Source organism: Nonomuraea sp. NPDC048892 (genome assembly GCF_040649735.1).
Lineage (GTDB): Bacteria > Actinomycetota > Actinomycetes > Streptosporangiales > Streptosporangiaceae > Nonomuraea > Nonomuraea maheshkhaliensis.
Genome location: NZ_JBEZFZ010000005.1, coordinates 533,980 through 554,948, shown reverse-complemented (window position 1 = coordinate 554,948; position 20,969 = coordinate 533,980). Strand labels below are relative to the sequence as shown.

General features: G+C 70.6%; 21 protein-coding genes. 8 read left to right on the top strand and 13 right to left on the bottom strand.

Going from position 1 to position 20,969, the window contains the following annotated elements; translation table 11 throughout:
• Positions 1–3: 3 nt before the first annotated feature.
• The 3 genes from AB0C28_RS19895 to AB0C28_RS19885 form a co-directional block, all read right to left on the bottom strand.
• The gene (locus AB0C28_RS19895; RefSeq protein WP_358076211.1) at positions 4–198 is read right to left on the bottom strand and encodes a hypothetical protein; all 195 of its coding nucleotides are present in this window, start codon (positions 196–198) and stop codon (positions 4–6) included.
• A gap of 170 nt (positions 199–368) precedes the next feature.
• On the bottom strand, positions 369–569 hold the full coding sequence (locus AB0C28_RS19890) for a zf-HC2 domain-containing protein (RefSeq protein ID WP_326630293.1): 201 nt from the start codon (positions 567–569) through the stop codon (positions 369–371).
• Positions 569–1,123: a sigma-70 family RNA polymerase sigma factor gene (locus tag AB0C28_RS19885; protein ID WP_245955696.1), complete on the bottom strand. Its 555-nt coding sequence runs from the start codon at positions 1,121–1,123 to the stop codon at positions 569–571. The genes AB0C28_RS19890 and AB0C28_RS19885 overlap by 1 nt, the downstream gene beginning before the upstream one ends.
• A 108-nt stretch (positions 1,124–1,231) precedes the next feature.
• Between AB0C28_RS19885 and AB0C28_RS19880 the strand changes: the two genes are divergently transcribed.
• The 5 genes from AB0C28_RS19880 (at position 1,232) to AB0C28_RS19860 (ending at position 6,867) form a co-directional block, all read left to right on the top strand.
• Positions 1,232–1,876 carry a DUF4142 domain-containing protein gene (locus AB0C28_RS19880; protein WP_357847052.1) on the top strand — a complete coding sequence of 215 codons (645 nt, stop codon included), beginning with the start codon at positions 1,232–1,234 and terminating at the stop codon, positions 1,874–1,876.
• Entirely contained in the window at positions 1,873–3,459 is a 1,587-nt protein-coding gene (locus tag AB0C28_RS19875; RefSeq protein ID WP_358076208.1) for a DUF1996 domain-containing protein, read from the top strand. Before AB0C28_RS19880 ends, AB0C28_RS19875 begins: the two co-directional genes overlap by 4 nt.
• Positions 3,460–3,531: 72 nt before the next feature.
• Complete coding sequence (locus tag AB0C28_RS19870; protein ID WP_357847056.1) at positions 3,532–4,368, top strand: ferric reductase-like transmembrane domain-containing protein; 837 nt, start codon at positions 3,532–3,534, stop codon at positions 4,366–4,368.
• Between the two features lie 34 nt (positions 4,369–4,402).
• Positions 4,403–6,031, top strand: a complete 1,629-nt coding sequence (locus AB0C28_RS19865; protein WP_357847058.1) for an NADH-ubiquinone oxidoreductase-F iron-sulfur binding region domain-containing protein — start codon at positions 4,403–4,405, stop codon at positions 6,029–6,031.
• 110 nt (positions 6,032–6,141) lie between these two features.
• The gene (locus AB0C28_RS19860; RefSeq protein ID WP_358076205.1) at positions 6,142–6,867 is read left to right on the top strand and encodes a hypothetical protein; all 726 of its coding nucleotides are present in this window, start codon (positions 6,142–6,144) and stop codon (positions 6,865–6,867) included.
• On the opposite strand, the gene AB0C28_RS19855 is transcribed toward AB0C28_RS19860, so the two are convergent.
• Both AB0C28_RS19855 and AB0C28_RS19850 read right to left on the bottom strand, forming a co-directional pair.
• Positions 6,860–7,543 carry a L,D-transpeptidase family protein gene (locus AB0C28_RS19855; protein ID WP_357847062.1) on the bottom strand — a complete coding sequence of 228 codons (684 nt, stop codon included), beginning with the start codon at positions 7,541–7,543 and terminating at the stop codon, positions 6,860–6,862. The two genes, AB0C28_RS19860 and AB0C28_RS19855, sit on opposite strands and share 8 nt — an antisense overlap.
• A 761-nt stretch (positions 7,544–8,304) precedes the next feature.
• On the bottom strand, positions 8,305–9,243 hold the full coding sequence (locus AB0C28_RS19850) for an AraC family transcriptional regulator (RefSeq protein ID WP_357847064.1): 939 nt from the start codon (positions 9,241–9,243) through the stop codon (positions 8,305–8,307).
• Between the two features lie 124 nt (positions 9,244–9,367).
• Here AB0C28_RS19850 and AB0C28_RS19845 point away from each other — a divergent pair, with 124 nt between their 5' ends.
• On the top strand, positions 9,368–11,032 hold the full coding sequence (locus AB0C28_RS19845) for a zinc-binding dehydrogenase (protein ID WP_358076202.1): 1,665 nt from the start codon (positions 9,368–9,370) through the stop codon (positions 11,030–11,032).
• A gap of 58 nt (positions 11,033–11,090) precedes the next feature.
• On the opposite strand, the gene AB0C28_RS19840 is transcribed toward AB0C28_RS19845, so the two are convergent.
• The 3 genes from AB0C28_RS19840 to AB0C28_RS19830 are packed head-to-tail and all read right to left on the bottom strand — an operon-like array spanning position 11,091 to position 14,882.
• Positions 11,091–13,052: an acetoacetate--CoA ligase gene (locus tag AB0C28_RS19840; RefSeq protein WP_357847068.1), complete on the bottom strand. Its 1,962-nt coding sequence runs from the start codon at positions 13,050–13,052 to the stop codon at positions 11,091–11,093.
• A 58-nt stretch (positions 13,053–13,110) separates the two neighbouring features.
• Positions 13,111–13,968 (bottom strand): serine hydrolase, encoded by an 858-nt coding sequence (locus tag AB0C28_RS19835; RefSeq protein ID WP_358076199.1) that lies wholly within the window; start codon positions 13,966–13,968, stop codon positions 13,111–13,113.
• The gene (locus AB0C28_RS19830; protein ID WP_346102567.1) at positions 13,965–14,882 is read right to left on the bottom strand and encodes a LysR substrate-binding domain-containing protein; all 918 of its coding nucleotides are present in this window, start codon (positions 14,880–14,882) and stop codon (positions 13,965–13,967) included. The genes AB0C28_RS19835 and AB0C28_RS19830 overlap by 4 nt, the downstream gene beginning before the upstream one ends.
• A gap of 87 nt (positions 14,883–14,969) precedes the next feature.
• Between AB0C28_RS19830 and AB0C28_RS19825 the strand changes: the two genes are divergently transcribed.
• Positions 14,970–16,580, top strand: a complete 1,611-nt coding sequence (locus AB0C28_RS19825) for a penicillin-binding transpeptidase domain-containing protein (RefSeq protein ID WP_357847073.1) — start codon at positions 14,970–14,972, stop codon at positions 16,578–16,580.
• A 77-nt stretch (positions 16,581–16,657) separates the two neighbouring features.
• Here the strand turns inward: AB0C28_RS19825 and AB0C28_RS19820 are convergent, their stop codons facing one another.
• The 5 genes from AB0C28_RS19820 to AB0C28_RS19800 form a co-directional block, all read right to left on the bottom strand.
• Entirely contained in the window at positions 16,658–17,365 is a 708-nt protein-coding gene (locus AB0C28_RS19820; RefSeq protein WP_357847076.1) for a haloacid dehalogenase-like hydrolase, read from the bottom strand.
• A 90-nt stretch (positions 17,366–17,455) separates the two neighbouring features.
• Entirely contained in the window at positions 17,456–18,082 is a 627-nt protein-coding gene (locus AB0C28_RS19815; protein ID WP_357847079.1) for an HAD hydrolase-like protein, read from the bottom strand.
• A 107-nt stretch (positions 18,083–18,189) separates the two neighbouring features.
• A complete protein-coding gene (locus AB0C28_RS19810) occupies positions 18,190–18,597 on the bottom strand; it encodes a DUF2690 domain-containing protein (protein ID WP_357847082.1) in 408 nt (135 codons plus the stop codon).
• A 136-nt stretch (positions 18,598–18,733) separates the two neighbouring features.
• On the bottom strand, positions 18,734–19,243 hold the full coding sequence (locus AB0C28_RS19805) for a hypothetical protein (RefSeq protein ID WP_357847085.1): 510 nt from the start codon (positions 19,241–19,243) through the stop codon (positions 18,734–18,736).
• Positions 19,244–19,328: 85 nt separating this feature from the next.
• Positions 19,329–19,985: an HAD family phosphatase gene (locus tag AB0C28_RS19800; RefSeq protein WP_357847088.1), complete on the bottom strand. Its 657-nt coding sequence runs from the start codon at positions 19,983–19,985 to the stop codon at positions 19,329–19,331.
• 142 nt (positions 19,986–20,127) lie between these two features.
• On the opposite strand from AB0C28_RS19800, the gene AB0C28_RS19795 reads away from it, so the two are divergent.
• Entirely contained in the window at positions 20,128–20,922 is a 795-nt protein-coding gene (locus AB0C28_RS19795; RefSeq protein WP_358076196.1) for a F0F1 ATP synthase subunit A, read from the top strand.
• Positions 20,923–20,969 lie beyond the last annotated feature (47 nt).

Here is a 20,969-nt window from a genome sequence, read left to right as displayed (position 1 = left end):
TGTTCATAGCCAGGCCCTTGGTTCCCACAGCAGCGGGAAGTCGTCGTGAGACCCGCGGTCTCTCGCCACGGCCGGCGGCGCGGCCACGATCCGGTCGTCGCAGACCGGCAGGCCACGCTGGGTGAGGGCGGTCGGGCAAGCATCCCACAGCGCGGGCTCGGAGAGCTCGCGGCGCTGCTGGGCGAGGAGCTGGGGCACACGAAGACGGCCGCTGTACGACAGCCGGCCGCCTTCCTCACCGCACTGCCGACGCGGGGGAACGGGCGCATCGCCTTCGATGCCCACCGAACACCTCCCCGAACCGCCCGGCCGCGTGGGCCGGGCGCAACGCCTCGCCGTACCGATACCACCCGAAAAGGACATAAACGTCAATGTGACATCGACATCGGGGGGTCGTCGCCTGAGGTCGAGGAGGGGGAGTTCTTGAGCTCGTCGAGCTGGTCCGGCAGCTCGACGAGCTCGACCAGCTCCGCCTGGCAGCGCTCGCACGTGTCGAGGTGGCGTTCGAAGGCCTCGTGCTCCTCATCGTCGAGGACACCGAGGACGTAAGCGGCCACCCCGTCATGCATCAGCCGGCTACCCCCTTGTCCCGCAGCAGCTCGCGGAGAGCCCGGATCCCGTAGTAGAGCCGGGACTTCACCGTGCCCGGCGGGATCCCCAGAATCTCCGCCGCCTCACTTATCGTACGGTCTCGGAGATAGGTGTGCTCAATGACTTGGCGGTGTTCTTCGGACAGCGATCGGAGAGCGTCCGCGACGACCATCGCCGACAGCGCTCGCTCCGATCCGTCCGGGACCGACATCATGTCGACTTCGGGCGGCTCGACCTCCTGCGGCCGGACGCTCTTACGCCGACGCCCATCAATGACTATGCGGCGGGCCACGGTAAGCAGCCATGCCCATATGAGGCTCGGTTCCCATTGCAGTCTTGCCGAGTTCCGCCAGGCTCGGACGAGCGTCTCCTGCACAACGTCTTCAGCCCACTGAAGGTCGTTACCTGTGGATTTGCGGACGTGTCGCAGCAGAGGGCCGCCGAACTCCTGGTAAAGCACCGCGATGCGATGCTCCGCCTCGGCATCCGCACTCTCGAACCTGCCGTCGAGGTGACCTAGCACGGGGCACATCTTTACACCTTCGTTATCCAAGCGGTAGCCACTCCGATAACTCCAGTCATTTCTAACTATCTCCGGCCATACGTGAACCAGGACCGGTACAGGCGCGTACCTCCGACCATGCACAGGCTTTTGCGCGGCGAGTTGTTCATGCTCGGCGGCTTCGTCGTAGCCGCCGCCGTGACGATCGTGCTGGTCATGCCACCATCGATCGATCCCGCGGCCGCCCAATGGTCACAGACGTCGTCAGGACCGCTCACAGCTGCCGACCGCGATCTGCTGATCAAAGTCCGTCAGGCAGGGCTATGGGAGATGCCCGCCGGCGAGTACGCCCAGACGCGCGCCGAGTCCCAGCGCGTGAAGGAAGTCGGCAAGTTGATCATGAACGAGCACATGGACCTCGATCTGATCACCCGCCAGACCGCCAAGAAGCTGGGCGTGGCACTGCCGGACGAGCCCAATCCCGACCAGCAACGCTGGATGGCCCAGATGGCCGCCGAGAGCGGACCGGCCTTCGACAAGGACTTCGTGAACCTGTTGCGTGCAGCACACGGCAAGGTCTTCACCGTCGTGGCAAGCGTACGAGCCGGAACGCGCAACTCCGACATCCGGAAATTCGCCCAGGAAGGCATCAACTACGTGATGCGCCATATGGCGTACCTGGAGTCGACCGGCCTGGTGGATCACAACCAGTTGCCCGAACCCCCGACTCCCGCACCCGCTCCACCCGTCGCAATGGCGGTTGAAAAGAGGAGACACACATGAGGAGATCCAGACGCATGGCCGCGGCCGCATCCGCTCTGGCCATGGCGGCAGGCGGCCTGGTATCGGCGGCCGTCATCGGCGTGAGCAGCGGCCCGGCGTTCGCCGACCACTGCGACCCCGCCGAGCAGTCACCTCAGGCGAGCCAGTCGCAGCAGCCGAACCGCGACCAGCGGGGCCAGCGGAACCGGAACCAGGATCAGGACCAGCAAGGACAGCAGGACCAGGACCAGCAGGACCAGCAGGGGCAGCAGGACCAGGACCAGCAGGGGCAGCAGGACCAGCAGCAGCCGGACCAGCAGGGCACCGGCGACCAGCAGGGCACCGGCCAGAACGGTGACCAGCAGGTGGACCAGCAGGGCGATCAGCAGGCCCCTCAGGGCGGCGGCATCGCCCTCGACCCGGCTCAGGACCCCGACGCCCAGGACCAGGGCCAGAACCAGGATCAGGGCCAGGACCAGGGCCAGAACCAGGATCAGGGCCAGGACCAGGGGCAGGACCAGGATCAGGGCGCTGACGCCTCCCAGACCGCGCCGGAGGACAACCCCACCGTCCAGTCCCGCCGTCGCGGTGGCGGCAACGGCGGCCGGCCCACCAACTCCCCCAGCCCGAGCCCCAGCCAGACCCAGAACCCCGATGACGGGGGCGACGCGGACCCGAGCGCTTCCCCCTCGGCCTCCCCGACCGCGACCGGCGGCAACGACGAGGAGGCGGAGTGCGCCGACCTCGGCCCGTTCCCCGAGGACTTCGTGAACATCCGCCAGGTGGCGCCGGTGCGCCTCGACGCGCGGCCCGGCCGTAACGGCTCCCGCGGCACGTTCACCTCGCAGTGCGGCACGAACCGTAACGGGCACAACAACCCCGACAACTTCATCGTCGCTCCCGGTGTGAGCAACGGCGCGCACCACCTGCACGACTACGTGGGCAACCTGTCGACGGACGCGTTCTCCACCGACGAGAGCCTGGCGGCGGCGGGTACGACCTGCCGGCAGGGCGACAAGTCCACGTACTTCTGGCCGGTGCTCAGGGACCGCAAGTCCGACGCGAACTCCAACGACCCCGACGGCAACGTCGGCACCGTGCTCCGTCCGCGCTTCGTGAGCCTGGAGTTCGGCGGCAACGCCACCTCCCGCGTGGTCGCGATGCCGAGGTTCATCCGGATCATCACCGGTGACGCCAAGGCGGCCACGAACGGCACGGCCAACGCCCGCGCCGGCTGGAGCTGCTCGGGATTCCAAAACCGCATAAGTCCGGACAAATACACGCTTTGCCCGCGCGGCAGCCAAGTGCTCCGTATTCTGGACTTCCCCAGCTGCTGGGACGGTCAGAACACCGACAGTGCGAACCATCGAACCCACGTGGTCTTCCCCGGCCAGAACGGAGCATGCCCGCAGGGCACCAGGGCGATTCCGCGACTGCGCATGACCCTCGGGTACACCGTGCCCCAGGGGGCGTCGTACGCCGTGGACGCCTTCCCGGAACAGAAGCACAACCCGGTCACGGACCACGCTGACTTCGCCAACGTCATGCCTGACCGGTTGATGCAGACCGTCGTCTCGTGCATCAACCGGGGGCGCCGTTGCTGACCTGAACCCTCCGCCCGCAAGGGCGGCGCAGCCTTCCGAGTCGCACCCTCACTCGACCCTGGAGGGAAATACATGCTCCACAGACGTAGCCCCCGGCACGCCCCCACCAAGCTGGACACCAGGAGTGTCCGGCTGGGGGCGAGCGCCCTGATCATGGCGCTCCTCCTGTCGGCGTTCGCGCTGACCAGGACGGAGCGCGGGATCGGGATGCTGGGCCAGGGGGTCGGCTTCCTCGAGTTCTACGCGGGCGTGTTCGCCCTGGTGCTGCTGACCGCGACTGTCGCGCTCGGCCTGCTCACCACCGAACGCGTGTTCCTGTCCCCGGCCAACCGGGTCAGGGCACAGCTCGCGCACCGGGCCACCGCGCTGATCGGCCTGGCGTACCTGATCACCCACATCACGCTCATGATCAGCCTGGGTCACGTGCCGCCGGGGGCAGCGGTCGTGCCGGTCGCGGGCATCTACGTGGGGTTCGGCACCCTGGCCTTCGACCTGATGGTCGTGGCCGTGGTGACGGGAATGCTCAGGGGGCGGTTCGCGACACGGAGCAGGCCATGGATGTGGCGGATCCTCCACTCGGCCGCCTACCTGGCCTGGCCCGTCGGGATCATGCATGGCCTGACGGCCGGCCGTCCGCCGGCCGGCTGGGTGGCCTGGTCGTACGTGGCCAGCATGGCGGCGGTCGGCGGTGCGCTGATCGTCCGCGTGCTGGCCTCGCTGCGACGGCCGCCGATCGTACCCGAGAAGGTCGAAGCGCCCCCGGTGACCGCGGCCGCCGCCATGGGCGTCCCGTCAGAACGTCCGATGAAGGCTCCTGTCGCCGCCGGCGCGGCGGCGACGGGACCGAGAGCGGCCGCCGCACCCGTGAGCCTCGCAGAGGCCCGGCGCAGATATCGGGAGGCAGGATGACCACCGTCCTGCTCGCGCATCCCAAGGAGCGACTGTGATTCCGGCCAGAGTGCCACGGGTCTTACGCATGGGTCCGGCCCGGCTCACCGCCGGGCTGGACCACTGCCGACGGCTCGACCTGCCCGCCCACCGCACGCTCCACGGGCTCGTCGAGCCCAGGGAGCTGGGCGAGCTCATCTCGTACGCCAACGAGGTGGACATGCGCGGGCGAGGGGGAGCGGCCTTCCCCTTCGCCCGCAAGTTGCGTGCCGTGGCCGACGCGACCGGCCCCGGCGGCGAGTGCGTGGTGCTGGTCAACGGCGCCGAAGGCGAGCCGGCCAGTTCCAAGGACGCCATGCTGCTCACCCGCAACCCGCACCTCGTGCTGGACGGCGCGGTGCTGGCGGCCGAGGCGCTGGGCGCCCGCGAGGTGGTCGTGGCCACGGCCGGCGGCGAGGTCGCCGAGGCGTCCGTGGCCGCCGCCGTGGCCGAGCGCCGCGCCGCCAACGTCTCCGGCGGAGCCGAGAGCCGGGTCCCGATCCGCGTGGTCGGGATCAAGGAACGGTTCATCTCCGGCGAGGGCGGCGCGCTGGTCAAGGCCGTGAACGGCGAGGAGGGCATTCCTCCCGGCCGCAAGAAGCGGGCCGCGACCAGCGGCGTGGACGGGCTCCCCACACTGCTGTCCAACACCGAGACGTACGCGCAGTTCGCGCTGCTGGCCGAGTACGGGCCGGAGAAGTACGCCGAGGTGGGCACCGCGAAGGAGCCCGGCACCATCCTGCTCACCGTCAGCGGCGGCGCGGCCAACGGCGCCGTCATCGAGGCGCCGACCGGGACCTACCTCGCGGACGTGCTCGGCCTCTGCGAGGCCGACATCGGCGACGGCGTCCTCATCGGCGGCTACCACGGCGCGTGGCTGTCGGCCGACGTCGTCGAGACGGCCGTGCTCTCCCGCGAGGGCATGAAGCAGGCCGGCGCCACGCTCGGGGCCGGGATCATCGTCCCGCTCGGCGAGGCCACCTGCGCCCTGGGCGAGGCCGCCCGGGTCGCCGCCTACCTCGCGGCCGAGTCCGCGGGCCAGTGCGGGCCGTGCCGGCTCGGCCTGCCCGACATCGCCAGGGCCATGTACGCCCTGGTCGAGGGCACCGGCTCGGTGGACGCCGTACGGCGCTGCGTCCGCGGCGTCGAGCGGCGCGGGGCCTGCTTCCACCCGGACGGCACGGCCAAGTTCGTGCTGTCCGCGCTGGACTCGTTCGAGGTCGAGATCACCCAGCACCTGGAGCAGGGCTCCTGCGGCCGCCCCGTACGCGGGGTGCTGCCGATGCCCGAGCGCGAGCCCGAGCCGGAGTACCGGCTGGAGGTCGACTGGTCCCGCTGTGCGGGGCACGGGCTGTGCGCGCACCTGCTGCCCGAGTTCGTGGAGCTGGACGACTACGGTTTCCCGTCGTTCAACAAGATCCCCGGATTCATGGCCAAGGAGGCGCGCAGGGCCGTCGACATGTGCCCCGCGCTGGCCCTGCGGCTGGCCCAGACCGGCGGCGACCACGGCGGCCCGCCGAAGCCCGCCCCCGGCAAGCAACTGCGGCTGGTCAAGGACGGCGTGCTGAAGAAGGCGGGAGAGAGCGTGCCCAGGCTCACGCGCGTGGGCATCCCCCGGATCTCCGGCGTCGGAGGAACGGCCTGACCTGACGTAGCGCAAATGTGACGAACCCGGCGGATCGCACGGGCCTCTCCTCGATGGCCATCGGGGAGGTGCTGCGACCGTCGGGTTCTCGCATGTAGCGGAGATGTGCCGTGCGTATTCCGCCCTACGGCACCGTGGCAGGCAGCCGGGTTCCACAGGATGCGACGACTCCGGAAATGGAGACGATTCATGCGCAGTGGCTCACAAGGTTCATGGCGACGGCGATGCTCGCTTCGGGGATGGCAGCCGGAGCCGGCGGGATGCCGGCCGCCGCTGCCGACACCGCCAAGCCTTACCTCGGGTGGCAGGACGCCCTGGGGCAATGCGGTGGCGTGTGGAGGAGGTACGTCGGGACGAGGAGCTACCAGAAGCCGGAGAAGCACAGCGTCAAGCGGCACACGAAGACCGAGACGTCCTCGACCAGCAGGACGGTCATCTACAACCAGAGCGGTGTACGCAGCGTCAAGATGTACGACGCCTGCCGGTCCGGACGCGTCATCCGCAGCTTCAACCACGCGTTACGCGCACCGGTCGATCAAGGTGAGCGCCGTCTGCTTCGCGGGGCGCTGCACAACCACCAGCGTTCTCTACGGCCGCTGGCTGAACGGCACCGGCAAGCCGATGTAGCGAGTCATCCGCCCTCTCGCCGCCGCGGATCAGCGGACGGTGCGGGGGCGGATGGCGTTCGGCGCGGCCGTCGTCCCTTTTCGGCGCGCGCCCGGCCTGGTGAATATCGCCCGGCAGCACGTCCCGATATTTCCCGGGTTATCCGCATGCTGGCGATATCACGGCGAATCCGGATATTCGGCGAAATGCTTATCACCGGGCTCACATGATCTTGCCGCGGACGTACACGGGCTCGCCGATTTTCACGATTTCGTACAGGCGCTTGGACGTCTCGATCGGCAGGCGCACGCAGCCGTGGGAGGCCGGGCGCAGCGGCACCTGCGACGAGCCGTGCATGGCGATGCCCCCCGTGAAGTAGAGCGAGTTGAACATCGACCCCAGCCGCCCGGTGGTCCAGCCCGGCGCGCGGCTCTGCACGCGGAAGTCGCCAACCGGCGTGATCGCGTTCCCGCAGCGCCCGCCCTCGCAGTAGCGCACCTCGGCGCCCGTGGAGATGTGCGAGAACAGCACCGGCCTGCGGTCGCGGTAGACGGTGAGGAACTGCTCGCGCAGGTTGATCTCCACCCGGTCCGGGGGGCCGTTCGGGACCAGCGGGCGGTGGCGGGCGGGCTTGTCGAGCGCCTTCCAGACCTGGCGATCGACCTCGCCCTTGGGCGCCATCCTGCGGTTCTTCTGCAGCGCCCAGACCGCGAACTTGGTCTGCTCGTCGTAGACGCCGTTGATCTTGCCGTAGTAGTAGTGGCCGGCGTGCAGCCGCCGCTGCAACAGCCTGACGGCCTCACCACGGGCACCCGGCCGCAGCAGCGTCCCCTCGACCGCCCCCGTGGACCCGCTCCCCGCCTGCCCCGTGCCCGTCCGCCCTGTGCTCGTGCGCCCGGTGTCCACGCGCGCCGTGTCCGTTCGCGCGGTATCAGCCCGCGTCGTGTCCGTCCGCGCTGTGTCCGCCCAGGTCGGGCCCGTCTCCGCCGGATCCGTCTGCGCCAGATCCGTCCACAGCGTGTCCACCCTCCTGGCGTCCGCTCCCCTCGTGTCCGTCCCCCTGGGGTCCGCCCGCCTCGTGTCCGTTCGCCTCGGTTCCGCCCACCTGGCGTCCGCCCGCGACGCCACCGCCCGGCCCGTGCCCGGTCTGTCCTGCTCCGCCCATCTGGAGTCCGGCCGGCCCGCGTCCAGCCACCTGGTCTTCGACCTCCGCGCGTCCGTACGGTCCGCGCCCGCCCGACCCGTCTCCGCACGCCTCACGCCCTGCCTGCCGAAGTCCATCCGGCCCTCGCCCGCCCGGCCCGTGTCCGCACGCCTCACGCCCTGCCTGCCGGTGTCCATCCGGCCTGCCCACGGCCGACCCGTCTCCGTCCGGCGAGCCCCTGGCCGGTCCGCCTCAGGCCGACTCGACTCCGGCCGGCCCAGACCCAGCCGACTCGACTCCGGCCGGCTTGTGACTGCCTCAGCGACTGCCGGGAGTCCGCAGGCGACCACGGTTCCGAGTCCTAGAGCGGCTATTCTTTGAAGCTTTATCCTCATAAATCAACGCCTACCCCCACCACCGAGAATTCATGGGCTTTGTCAAGCAAAAGTCCCGGCTAATAAGCCGATCCCGCTAAATCGGCCTTTAGTGGAAAAATAGGCAGCGATACCGCGAAACCACCCCCTTACTCCTGGACGCACTCCAAAACCGTGCGACGGTACCGTCCGGGCGCGACGCCGTAGTCCCGCTTGAACGCGTTGGCGAAGGCGAACTCCGACCCGTACCCCACCTGGCGGGCGATCTCGCTCAGCGGCGCGTCCGTCTCCCGCAGCAGCCGCCCGGCGCTGGCCAGCCGCCACCAGGTGAGGTACGCCAGCGGCGGCTGCCCCACCAGCGCGGCGAACCGGCGCGCGAAGGCCGCCCGCGACAGCCCCGCCCGCGCCCCCAGCTCGGCCACCGTCCACGGATGGGCCGGATCGCGGTGGATGGCGTCGAGCGCGGCGCTGACGCCCGGATCGGCCAGCGCCGCCGCCCAGCCGTCGACTTGGCAGGCGCCGTGCGGATCGGTGAACCAGGCGCGCAGGATGTAGAGCAGCAGCATGTCGAGCAGGGACGACACGACGGTGTCCGCGCCCAGCTTCGGCTGGTGGATCTCGGCCCCCAGCAACTGGACGGCGGCGCGTACCTCGGAGTTGAGCCCCGGCCCCGCGGGCAGGTGGATCAGCTCGGGCAGGTCGCGCAGCAGCGGATGGGCCCGGTCGGGGTCGTGCCGGTAGCCGCCGCACAGCAGCACCGTGCTCGCGCCCTGCCCGCCGGCCGACGCGGAGGCGAACAGGCCGTCCTCGTCCGAAGGGTCGCACGCGGGCTCGGTCACCGGCGTGGACGGGTGGTCGGCCATGGCGTAGCCGTGGCCGTGGGGGAAGAAGACCACGTCTCCCGCGGACAGCGCGACGGGCGGCTCGTCCGGCGGCAGCAGCCAGCACGACCCTTGCAGCACCACCTGGAACCCGGCGGATCCGGAGGCCGAGGGGAAGCGCTGCCCCCAGGGGGCGCGCCACTCGACGCGGGCCGAGCGGGGCCGCCCGGTCCGCATGATGGTGATCACGTCGCTCAGCACGTCCATGCCGAGAACTCTAATCGTCAAGACGCTCGCGTATGACAGCGAGACGAGAACACATTGGACATCTCATCCCATCCTCCTACGGTTTCAGGCGACGCAGGTTTGAGGCGATCGGGAGGAGAGCGTGATGGGACGGATTCTGGTCACCGGGGCGACCGGCACGGTGGGGCGGTCCGCGGTGGCACTGTTGCGGCAGGCCGGAGCCGACGTGGTGGCGGTGAGCGGCGCCACGGGCGACCTGCGCGACCCCGGCACGCTGCCGCTGGACGGGGTGAGCGCGGTCCTGCTGGTGTGGCCGTTCGCCACGGCCGAGGGCGCGCGGGCGGTGATCGAGGCCATCACCCGGCGGACCGGGCGCGTGGTCTACCTGTCCTCCGCCGCGCGCCGGGAGCACGAGCGCGAGATCGAACGGCTGATCGCGGAGACGGCCGATGAGTGGACGTTCCTGCGCCCGCACGCCTTCGCGGCCAACACGCTGCGCTGGGCCAGGCGGATCAGGGCCGGGGCGGTACGCGGCGCGTACGGGGCGGCGGCCATGCCACCCGTGCACGAGCGGGACATCGCCGCCGTGGCCGTAAAGGCGCTGCTGGACGAGGGCCACCACGGCGCCGCCTACGACCTGACGGGCCCCGAGACGATCTCCCAGGCCGACCAGGTGCGAGTCATCTCCGAGGTCACCGGCATCCCGGCACGCTGGGTGGAGGTCCCACCCGAGCAGGCCCGCGCGACCCTGGAGGCCGACGGCCTGCCGCCTGAGGCGGTGGATGAGGTGCTGCGGGCACAGGCGGAGCCGGCGCACCGGCCGGTGCCGGTTACCTCGGTGGTCGAGGAGGTCACGGAAAGACCGGCGACGTCGTTCCGGCAGTGGGTGGAGGAGCACGTGGAGGACTTCCGCGTGCCCGTTCCCACCCCCACCATGCCGGCGGCCCGCATGCACGGCTTCGGGGACGCCTCGGTGATCCGCCTCGACACCGTGCGCACGCCCGAGCCCGGGCCTGGAGAAGTGCTCCTGGAGGTGGCCGCCACCTCGTTCAACCCGTCGGAGATCGGCCTGCGTTCCGGGCTGCTGCCGGAGGTGTTCCGGGTGGAGCCGCCGCACACGCTCGGCTGGGACGTCTCCGGCACGGTGGCGAAGATCGGGGCGGGCGTCACCGGCCTGGCCCCTGGCGACCGGGTCTTCGGGATGACCGGCGGCGCGGCGGCCGGGTACGCGGTGGCCCCGGCGGAGGCCCTCGTCAGGGCGCCGCGCAGGCTTCCGCTCGCCGACGCCGCGGCCGTGCCGGTGGCCGGGCTCACCGCCTGGCAGGCGGTCCACGAGCACGCCCGCGTCACTCCCGGGACGCGCGTGCTGGTCAACGGCGCGGGCGGCGGCGTCGGCCTGTTCGCCGTCCAGCTCGCCGAACTGACCGGCGCCCACGTCACGGCCACGGCCAGCCCGCGCAGCACCGAAGCGGTGCGCCGGCTCGGCGCCGACGAGGTGATCGACTACACCACGGCCCCGCTCCCCCGCGACATGGACGTCCTGCTGAACCTGATCCCGCTCGCCGACGAAGCGGCGGCGGAGCTGGCCGGGCTCGCCCGGGTCACGGTCTCGATCGCGACCCCGATCGAGGGCGGCGCCCACTTCGTGATGCGCGCCGAGCCCGCTCAGCTCACCCGCCTCGCCGAGCTGATCGACGCGGGCGAGCTGACGGTCGAGGTCGCGGAGACGCACCCGCTCTCCGAGCTGGCCCGCGTCCACCGCAGGGCCGAGGCGGGCGATTTGCGAGGCAAGGTCATCCTCGTCCTCTGACGGAGGCAAGGTCGTCCTCGTCCCCTGGCGTACGAGGCGGACGACCCGTACAGCCAGGTCATTCCCTGACGAAGTGGCGCAGCACCTCGGGGTTGGCCATGGCGTCCGGGTTGGCCGCCTGCTCGACCGGCGTCCCCAGCAGGATCTTGCGTACGGGCACCTCAAGCTTCTTGCCCGACAACGTACGCGGAATCCCCGGCACGACATGGATCTCGTTGGGCACGTGGCGCGGCGACAGCTCCGTCCGCAGGGCGTCACAGATCGCCCGCTGCAGCGGCTCGCCGAGCTCGGCCCCCTCGGCGAGGGTCACGTACAGCAGCAGGCGCCCCTCCTGCCCGAGCTGGCCGGTGTCGATGACGAGGCTGTCGGCGATCTCCTCGAACCGCTCCACGACGCGGTAGAACTCGCTGGTGCCCATCCGGACCCCGCCCCGGTTGAGCGTGGAGTCGGAGCGGCCGTAGATGACGCAGCTGCCGTCCTCGTTGATCTTGATCCAGTCGCCGTGCCGCCACACGCCGGGATAGACGTCGAAGTAGCTCTCGGTGTAGCGCTCGCCGCCGGGGTCGTTCCAGAACTTCACCGGCATCGACGGCATCGGCTGGGTGATCACCAGCTCGCCCACCTCGCCGACGACCGGCTTGCCCGCCGGATCGTACGACTCCACCCGCGCCCCCAGCGACCGGCACGGGATGATGCCCGCACGAATCGGATGGAGCATGGTGGCCCCGACGAACCCCGTGCACACGTCGGTGCCGCCGGAGAACGAGCCGAGCGGCGTGCCGGGCAGCTCGGCGGCGAGCCAGGCGAACCCCTCGGGCGGCAGCGGCGAGCCGGTCGAGCCGACCCCGCGCAGCCGTTCGAGGCCCTGGGGATGGATGCCGGCCTTCAGCGAGGCCATGATGTACGGCGCCCCGACCCCGAAGTACGTCACGTCCTCCGAGTCGGCGATCCGCCACAGCGCGGCCGGCGAGGGGAAGGTGGCCGAGCCGTCGTAGAGCACGGGCGTGGCTCCCACCAGCAGGCCGCCGATGAGGTAGTTCCACATCATCCAGCCCGTGGTGGTGTACCAGAAGAACACGTCGCCCTCGCCCAGGTCCTGGTGGAAGGCGAGCGACTTGAGGTGCTCCAGCACCACGCCGCCGTGCCCGTGCACGATCGGCTTGGGCAGCCCGGTGGTGCCGCTGGAGTAGAGGATCCACAGCGGATGGTCGAACGGCACGCGTTCGAACTCCAGCGGCCCCTCCTCGGCCCGCAGGCCCTCCCAGCCGATCACCTCGCCGTGCGGCAGCTCCTCGGTGTGCCCGGGGCTCGGTTCGGCCTGCTGCGGCGCCTGGCCCTCGTCGGCCGCCGCCAGGTAGGGGATCCAGACGGTCGCGCGGAGCGTGGGCAGCGCGGCGGCGATCTCGTTGACGGCGGCGGAGCGGTCGTAGCTCTTGCCGTTGTAGTGGTAGCCGTCGACGGCGATGAGCACCTTGGGCTCGATCTGCTTGAACCGGTCGACGATGCTCGGCACGCCGAAGTCCGGCGAGCCGGCCGACCAGATCGCGCCGAGCGAGGCCGTGGCCAGGCAGGCGATCAGGGCCTGCGGGATGTTGGGCAGGTAGGCGGCCACCCGGTCGCCCCGGCCCACGCCGAGCCGGACCAGCCCTTTCCTGACGCGGGCGACCTCCTCGCGCAGCTCGGCCCAGGTCAGCTTCTGCCGGCCGCCGTCCTCGGAGACGAACACCAGCGCGGTGCCCTCCGTACGGCGCAGCGCGTTTTCCGCGTAATTGATCGAGCCGCCGGCGAACCAGGTGACGTTCGGCATCTCGCCCGACAGCACGGGCCCGTCACCCCGGTCGCCGATCACGTCGAAGTAGTCCCAGATCGACGTCCAGAACTCGGCGGGATGCTCGACCGACCAGCGCCAGGCGTCCTCGTAGTCGCCGGACCGGCCCAGCCACCGCAGGTAGCGGGTCAACTTCGCCGACGCCACGATCTCTTCGCCCGGTTCCCACAGCAGCTCGCCCTCAGCAACCATGTGTCCCATCCTGTCGCCCGTTCAGGGGAATGTCATACCCGCCTTTCCCCATAACTTGCTACCTCCGTAGGTGGTCCACCGCCATACGCGCCGAGGTTCCGATCACCGCGTCGGCGCGCGGCTGGTTGAGCGCGGTGCTGAACGAGCGGGTGAAGACGGACACGGCGTACCGGCCGCCGTCGGGGTAGTCGACGACGCCCGACTCGCAGCGCAGGGTCGGCAAGGTGCCGGTCTTGCCGCTGACGGCCACGTCGTCGTACGGGAATCCCGAGGCCAGGCGGTGCGGCCACACCTGGGCGTTGAGCACGGCCCGCATCCAGGCGCACGAGGCGGCGGAGGCGGCCTCGTCCCGCCAGATCATGCCGAACAGCCGGGTCATCTCCCGCGGGGTGCTGCGGTTGGACCGCGCCGGATCCAGCGCGCTCAGCCGCTCTATGTCGTCGGGATCCACGAACGGCCACCCGTGGCCGGTGTCCCGGCCCAGGCTGTCGACGCTCTCCCCCGCGCCCTGCACGACGCGCGTCGCGTCCAGCCCGAACGAGTCCAGCATGGCGTTGATCGCGTCGTGTCCGACCCGCGCGAGCAGTGTGTCGGCCGAGGTGTTGTCGCTCACCGCGATCATCAGGTACGCCAGGTCGCGCAGCGAGATCGTCACCTCGTCGAGCATCGCCGAGATGCCTGTCGGCCCGGGCGAGCGGCCGGACGGCGGCACCGTGACCCGTTCGGCCGGGTCGAGCAGGCCGGCGTCGGCCTGCCTGCACAGCGCCACCAGCAGCGGCACCTTGAACATCGAGGCCATGGGCAGCGGATCGTCGGAGCCGAGCCCGATCTCGCGCCCGGTGTCGATGTCGGCCGCGTGCAGCCAGCCGGTGACGCCGGCCGTGCGGAACAGGCTCTCGAAGTCGGGCGCGCTCATGCCAGCATCCCCGGCCTGCGGCTGACCCGCCGCGCGGTCGCGGCGCCCTCGTCCGTCATCCCGGCGCTCTCCTTCAACGTCCGTACGGCCATGGCCGAGAAGTCGGCGGTCGCGGCCGTCACCGCGCGCCAGGCGGTGGAGACCCGGCTCGCGATCGGCGAGCCTAGCAGCGGCCGCCAGGCCAGCCCCGGCAGCTCCATCCGCGGCCCGAACGCCACCGCCGCCCCCGCCAGCACCAGCCCGAGCCCGGCGCCCTCGTGCACCTGCTGGGGGACGAACCCCTGGCGGCGGCACTCCGCCAGGACCTCGGCGTGCCAGCCGGGCTCGCCCTCCTTGGGCGGCATCAGCAGCTCGCGCCCCGCCAGGTCGGCCAGGTGCACCTCGCCGACGCCGGCAAGGGGGTCGGTCGCGGCCAGCAGCACGCCATGGGCCTGCACCAGGAGTTGCCCGAAGCGCAGCCCCGGCGCGCTTACCGGGTGGCGGACGAGGCCGACGTCGATCGTGCCCTCGGCCAGGGCGGTCACCTGGTCGGCGGTCCAGATCTCGGCGGGCGCGAGGCGTACGTCGGGGCTGGTCTCGCGGAAGCCCGCGACCAGGGCGGCGAGCACGGTGGCGGCCAGGTCGGGCGGCACGCCCACCTTGAGCACGGCGCCCTCGCCCTGCCGGGCCAGCTCGTGCAGCCGCTCCACCCTGGAGACGATCTCGCGGGCCTCGCCGAGCAGCAGCCGGCCCGCCTCGGTGAGCCGGACCTGGCGGGCCGAGCGGTCGAAGAGCCGGACGCCGAGCTCCTCCTCCAGGCGTTTGACGCGCTGGCTGAGCGGCGGCTGGGCCATGCCGAGCCGGATGGCCGCGTTGCCGAAGTGGAGTTCCTCCGCCACCGCGATGAAGTAGCGAAGGTGCCGGACCAGGTCCATGACCAGCCACTATATCCAGCTTTATATCTATGTGACCCTCATATCAGTATTGGACACCTATGTCGCATCTCTGATGTCCTCTGCGTCATGGCACCACAAACGGGGACAAACTACGCCCACCTGCGGCCCGAACGGCCGGTGCGGCGCCGCAGGAGATGGCCGTGGATCGTGGCGGGGGTGCTGATCCCGCTGCTCGCGGCCGGCGGCGTGGTCTGGGCGCTGCGTACGGAGGGCACGCCCGAGCAGACGGCCGACCGTTACCTCGCCGCCTGGGCCGACCAAGACTACGCGGCGATGCGCGAGCTCGTCGCGGACCCGCCGGCCGACTTCGAGAGCCGGCACCGCCGCTTCCGCGCCGACCTCAAGCTCACCCGGGCGAGCTTCACGCGTCCCCGCCCGACGGGGGTCTTCGCCAGTGAGAGCTCCCCCGACGGGAAGGTCTCCTTCCACGCGAAGCTGGCCGGGCCGCTCGACTGGGACTACGACGGCGAGCTGCGGCTGGTCGAGCGCGGCGGCACGTGGAAAGTGGCCTGGACGCCCGCCGCGCTCCACCCGCTGCTGAAGAAGGGCCTCTCGCTGCGGGTGACGACGCGGCGGGCCGATCCCGTACGGGTGCTGGCCGCCGACGGCACCGACGTCGGCGGCGCGGACGCCCCCGGCTCGGTGCAGCAGCTCGTCGAGGGCATGAAACAGACCTTCCCCGACCGCTTCGAGTCGCCGATCCGCTACGGGATCGCCCTCTACCAGGGCGACCGGCTGGTCAAGAACGTCGTCGAGCCCGGCGGCTACCGGCCGATCCAGACCACCATCGACCTGAAGGTGCACCGGGCGGGGGCCCAGGCGGTCAAGGGCGTGGACAAACCGGTCTCCCTGGTGGCGCTGCGGGCCTCGACCGGGGAGATCCTGGCCGTGGTCAACGCGCCGGGCGGGTTCAACCGGGCGCTGCTCGGCAAGTATCCGCCGGGCTCGACGTTCAAGGTCGTGACGGCCTCAGCGCTGGTGGCCGACGGTGTGCGGCCGGATCGGCGGGTGTCGTGCCCGGCCGAGAAGAACATCGGCGGCTTCCCGTTCCACAACGCGGGCTTCGAGGACTTCGGCACGCTGTCGTTCCAGAACGCGTTCGCGCACTCCTGCAACACCACGTTCGGGGAGATGAGCGTGGCCCGGCTGAACGGCGGACGGCTGGCCGAGGTGGCCAGGAGCTTCGGCTTCGGCTCCGCGATCACGCCGGGGGTGCCGGCCGTGCGGGCCGAGTTCCCCGACCCCAAGGACGACACCGACCTGGCCTCGGCCGCGATCGGGCAGGGCAGGGTGCTGGCGAGCCCCCTGAACATGGCCTCGGTCGCCGCCGCCATCGCCTCGGGCGCGTACGTGCCGCCCCGGCTGGTCACCGCCGAGCACATCCCCGACCAGCAGCCCGACAACCCGCGCCCGCTGGAGAAGGGGGTGGTGACGGCGTTGCGCGCGCTCATGCCCGCCGTCGTCACCGACGGGACCGCGCACGGGGTGAGCTTTCCTGCCGGTACGGCGGGCAAGACGGGGACGGCGGAGTACGGCTCGGGCGAGGAGCCACCCGCGCACTCGTGGTTCATCGGGTATCGGGGGGATCTGGCGTTCTCGGTCATCGTGGAGGGCGGCGGGGCCGGCTCGGCCGTCGCGGCCCCGATCGCGGCCCGCTTCCTCAAGGCCGTCGGCTGACCAGCTTCCGGCGGCGACGGCTGGCGACGGCTGGCGACGGCCTGCGGCGGGTTGTGGCGGCCTGTGACCGCGTTCGTTCAGCCTGCCTTGCGGTCCAGCGGTGAGGTCAGGCCCGCGACCGCGGCCACCACCTCGGAGGCGTTGGACAGGTCGGGCAGCACCACGTCGGCCCCCGCCTCACGCAACTCGGCCGCCATCGACCGCCCGGAGGCGACCCCGATCATCGCCGCCCCGCCGATCTTGGCGGCCTGCACGTCACGCGTGGAGTCGCCGATCACCACGGTGTTGGCCGGCGTGAACGGCGTGCCGTAGCGCTGCTTGGCCCGCGACTGCGCGACCTGCAGCAGCGTCGCCTTGGGATAGACCTCCTCGCCGTAGCCGCCGAGCTCGAAGTCGATGTGCTTGTCGAGCCCGAACGCCTTCAGCTTGTGCACGGCGTTGCTCTTGATCGTGCCGGTCAGCACGGTCTGGACCACGCCGTCGAGCCGCGAGACGGACTTCAGCGCGTCCTTGGCCCCCGGCATCATCCGCCCCTCCTTGGCCAGCCGCCCGCGCCGGTCGGCGAACGCGGTGGCCAGGGCGGCCAGGAACTGGGGCAGATGACCGTCCTCGGCCACGACGCCGTTGACGGCGAGCGTCTCGAAGACGATCTCGGAGTCGGGCCTGCCCAGCGGGGGGACGAGCTTGACCAGCGGGCGCCCGGTCACGAATCGGAACGCCTCGGCGTAGGCGTCCCTGGTCACGATGGCCACGTCGACGAGGGTCAGGTCGACGTTCCACAGCACAAGGCGGTTGATGGCTGCCTCCTGAGTAATCCCTGCAAGGGTACGGCCGACGCCGTCCTCAGGGCTCCTGCCTCAGGAATTCAACCACGATCAGGCATAATCCATGGCCTCGGCCAGGGTGTCGACCACCGGCAGCCCCATGCGCTCCAGCTCTGCCCTCGGCGTCATGCCGCCGGTGTAGAGCACCGCCCGCGCGCCGACGTGCTGGGCGGCGAGCCCGTCGTCCACGCTGTCGCCGATCACCAGGATCTCCGCCGGGTCGACGCCGATGGCCGCGATGTGGGCGGTCATGTGGGCGGCCTTCTCGCCGCCGGTGGCGCCGGTGAGGCCGTCGACCCTGGTGAAGTGCCGGGTGATGCCGAACGAGTCGACCTTGGGCACCAGGTGGGCGTGGGGTGCCATCGAGCAGAGCGACTGGGTGCCCGTCCATCCGGCCAGCGCCGTCTCGGCGCCCACGGCCAGGCCGCAGACGTCGGCCAGCCGGAAGTAGTGGTCGTGGAACCCGGTGTCGAGCAACTCCCATTCGCCCTCGTCGAGGGGCCTGCCGAGCATGCGCTCGTAGGCGAGCCAGATGGGGCGGGTGTAGACCGCGCGGAATCCGTCGGCGGTCAGCGGGGGCAGCGCGTACGGCTTGAAGACCTCGTTGGTGGCACCGACCACGGCGTCGATGTCGTGGAAAAGGGTGCCGTTCCAATCCCAGATGATGTGTTTCGTCATTTCCCGCCAAGCGTAGACGGCGGCTATGACATTCCGGTGAACCGGGGGGCCGCGGACCATGCGGCCCGGGGGCCGCGGACCTCCCGGCCGCCGCCCCCGGCCGGTGCCTACTTGCAGGCCTTGGGGGTGGTGCCGGAGCCGTTCTGGCCGCCGCGACCGCCGTTCCACTGGACGGAGACGCTGCCCCAGGCGCACATGTTGTTCGCCCAGAGCATGTTGCCCCAGTGGCGGCCGGCGTTGCCGCGGTTGAACCGGAACGCGTCGTGGCGCCCGTCCTTGGTGTACACGTGGATCGTGCCGGTCATGCTGGTGCCGGTCTTGACCTCGATCCAGTTGGTCTTGCAGCGGCCCGACCACATGAGCTTGATCGTCCCGACCTCCCCGTTCACCCGACTGGTGATCTTGGCCGACTTGACCACCCGCGCGGCGTTGCCGCAGCCGCTCTTGTAGGGGTCCTTGTGGTCGTACGGCTTCGCGGACTGAGCGTGCGCGGGCGAACCTGCCAGCAACGTCACCGCTCCTACAGCAATCACCGCAAATCGACGCAACACGTGGAACCGACTCCTTTGACCAGAAAACAATCTTCCCGTCCGGACCTTAGCGAGGCTTGACGCGGCGTGGTCAGGAAGCTCGCCCGGCGTGACCTCACCGTTACGAACGCAGCAGGTCGGGAATCTCCTGGGTCGCGTACCACATCAGCTCGTGGGCCTCGGCACCGTCCACGGTGAAGCGCGCGTCGTCGTCGCCCGCGTCGGCGGCGGGCAGGGCGGCGATGGCGGCCTCGATGTCGGCCGCGGCATAGTCGTCGTCGATGTGCACCGCGGCCACCTTGGCCAGCGGGATCGGCTCGGCGAGGCGTACCCTCGCCCGCTCCTCCAGGTCGGCGCCGGCGCCGGCGGCGCGGTCGGGCACCTCGGCCGCGACCACCACCCGCTTGGGCGGGGCCGCGACGCCGTCGGCCCGGTCGGCGGCCAGCATCCGCAGGGAGGCGCGGGCCGCCTCGGTGAGCGCGACGTATTCGAGCTCCTCGGTGTCGCCCGAGGCGTACCACTCGGTCAGCGCGGGGGTCACCGCGTAGCCGGTCAGCGGGGCCGGGCCGAGCTCTCCCGCCTCGACCGCCGCGGCCAGGGCCACGAGAGTGCACGGCAGATAGACGCGCATGAAGAACCTTTCCAAACCACGGGGAAGCTGCCTCACCAGATCGCAACCTTACTCATTGCGCCTGGTCACGAGCGTGCGGACGGGACTACTTCCGGTCTCTTTCGCGCAGGGTGAGACGCAGGACGCCCTCCAGCTCCGCGATGGTCGTGTCCGCGTCGCGGTGATGGATGCCGTTGATGCCCAGCGCGCGGGCGGCGACGATGTTGGCCTCGATGTCGTCGATGAACACGCACTCCTCGCCGGCCAGCCCGATCCGGCTCAGCGCGTGACGGAAGATGCGTTCCTCCGGCTTGCGCATGCCGACCTCGCCGGAGATCACGATCTCGTCGAAGAGCTCGTCCCAGTCGTCCCTGGGGTAGGTGTGCGACCAGGAATTGGACAGCAGGCAGGTCCTGACGCCGTTCCTGCGGACGTCGCGCAGCATGTCGTGCATGGCGTCCACCCGTTCGAAGCCGGCGAACATCCGCTCCAGCAGCCCCTCGGCCACCGGCGGCACGCCGTCGAGGGTCACCAGGCGGGCGGCCAGGTCGCGCTCGAAGGAGGACGCGTCGAGCTCGCCGCGTTCGAGCGCGTGCACGACGTTCTCGCCGTCGCCGCCCTTGTAGGCGTGGTCGATCAGCTCGCGCATCACGGCGTAGTAGTGGTCGCGGTCGATCCTGTCCGCCACGATCCAGCGCGCGATGGAGTCGGAGAGGCTGGTGGTCAGCACTCCGCCCCAGTCGATGAGCACACCGGTAACCATCGTTCTAGGGTAGAGCGTCGCGGAAACGAGTCATACCGCCGGGTACGCCATTGTATTCCGGATTTAACCCCATAAAAAGGACGTCCTATTTGTCCGGTTAGGGTGACCCTCCAGCGTTCATCGCTCACCAGAAGGGACCGCCGTGCGGACGACGATCCTGATCACCTCCCCTGACCAGTGGACCGCCCCCGGGCTCGACCTCTTCCAGTTCGCGCCGATCATTCCCGGAGGCCCCGAGTGGTTCACCAAACCCGTCCTGATCGCCCTGCTCAGCTCGGTCATCGTCATGGCCGTGTGCTGGGCCGCGTTCGCCAAGCCGAAGATCGTGCCGCGCGGCTGGCAGAGCCTCGGCGAGTACGCCTACGTCTTCGTCCGTGACCAGATCGCCCGGCCCAGCCTGGGCAAGGACGCCGACCGCTGGATGGGCCTGCTCCTGACGGTCTTCCTCACGGTGCTCGGCTGGAACCTGATGGGCGTCGTCCCGCTCGTCCAGTTCCCCGTGGCCGCCCACATCGCCTTCCCCGCGGTGCTGGCGATCAGCGTGTACGGCATCAAGCTCTACCTCGGCGTCCGCCACCACGGCGTGCGCGGCTACCTGCGCGGCATCGTGCACCTGCCGGGGCTGCCCGGCTGGGCGTACGCGCTCTACGCGCCGATGATCCTCGCCGAGGTGTTCCTCACCTCGCTGTTCACCCACTTCATCCGGCTGTTCGCGAACATGTTCGCCGGCCACATCATCGTGGCCTTCTTCAGCTCGGTGGGCTTCTGGTTCCTGTTCGAACGGCTCACCCCGCTCGGCGCGGGGCTCGGCGTCCTCGGCGTGCTGATGGCGATCGTGATGACGGCCTTCGAGCTGCTCGTCCAGTTCCTGCAGGCGTTCCTGTTCGCCATGCTCGCCGGCATGTTCATCGCCAGCGGGCTGCACGGCTCGCACTGACGCCTGCCTCGAACGCCGCCTACGAACGCCGCCTACGGACGTCACCT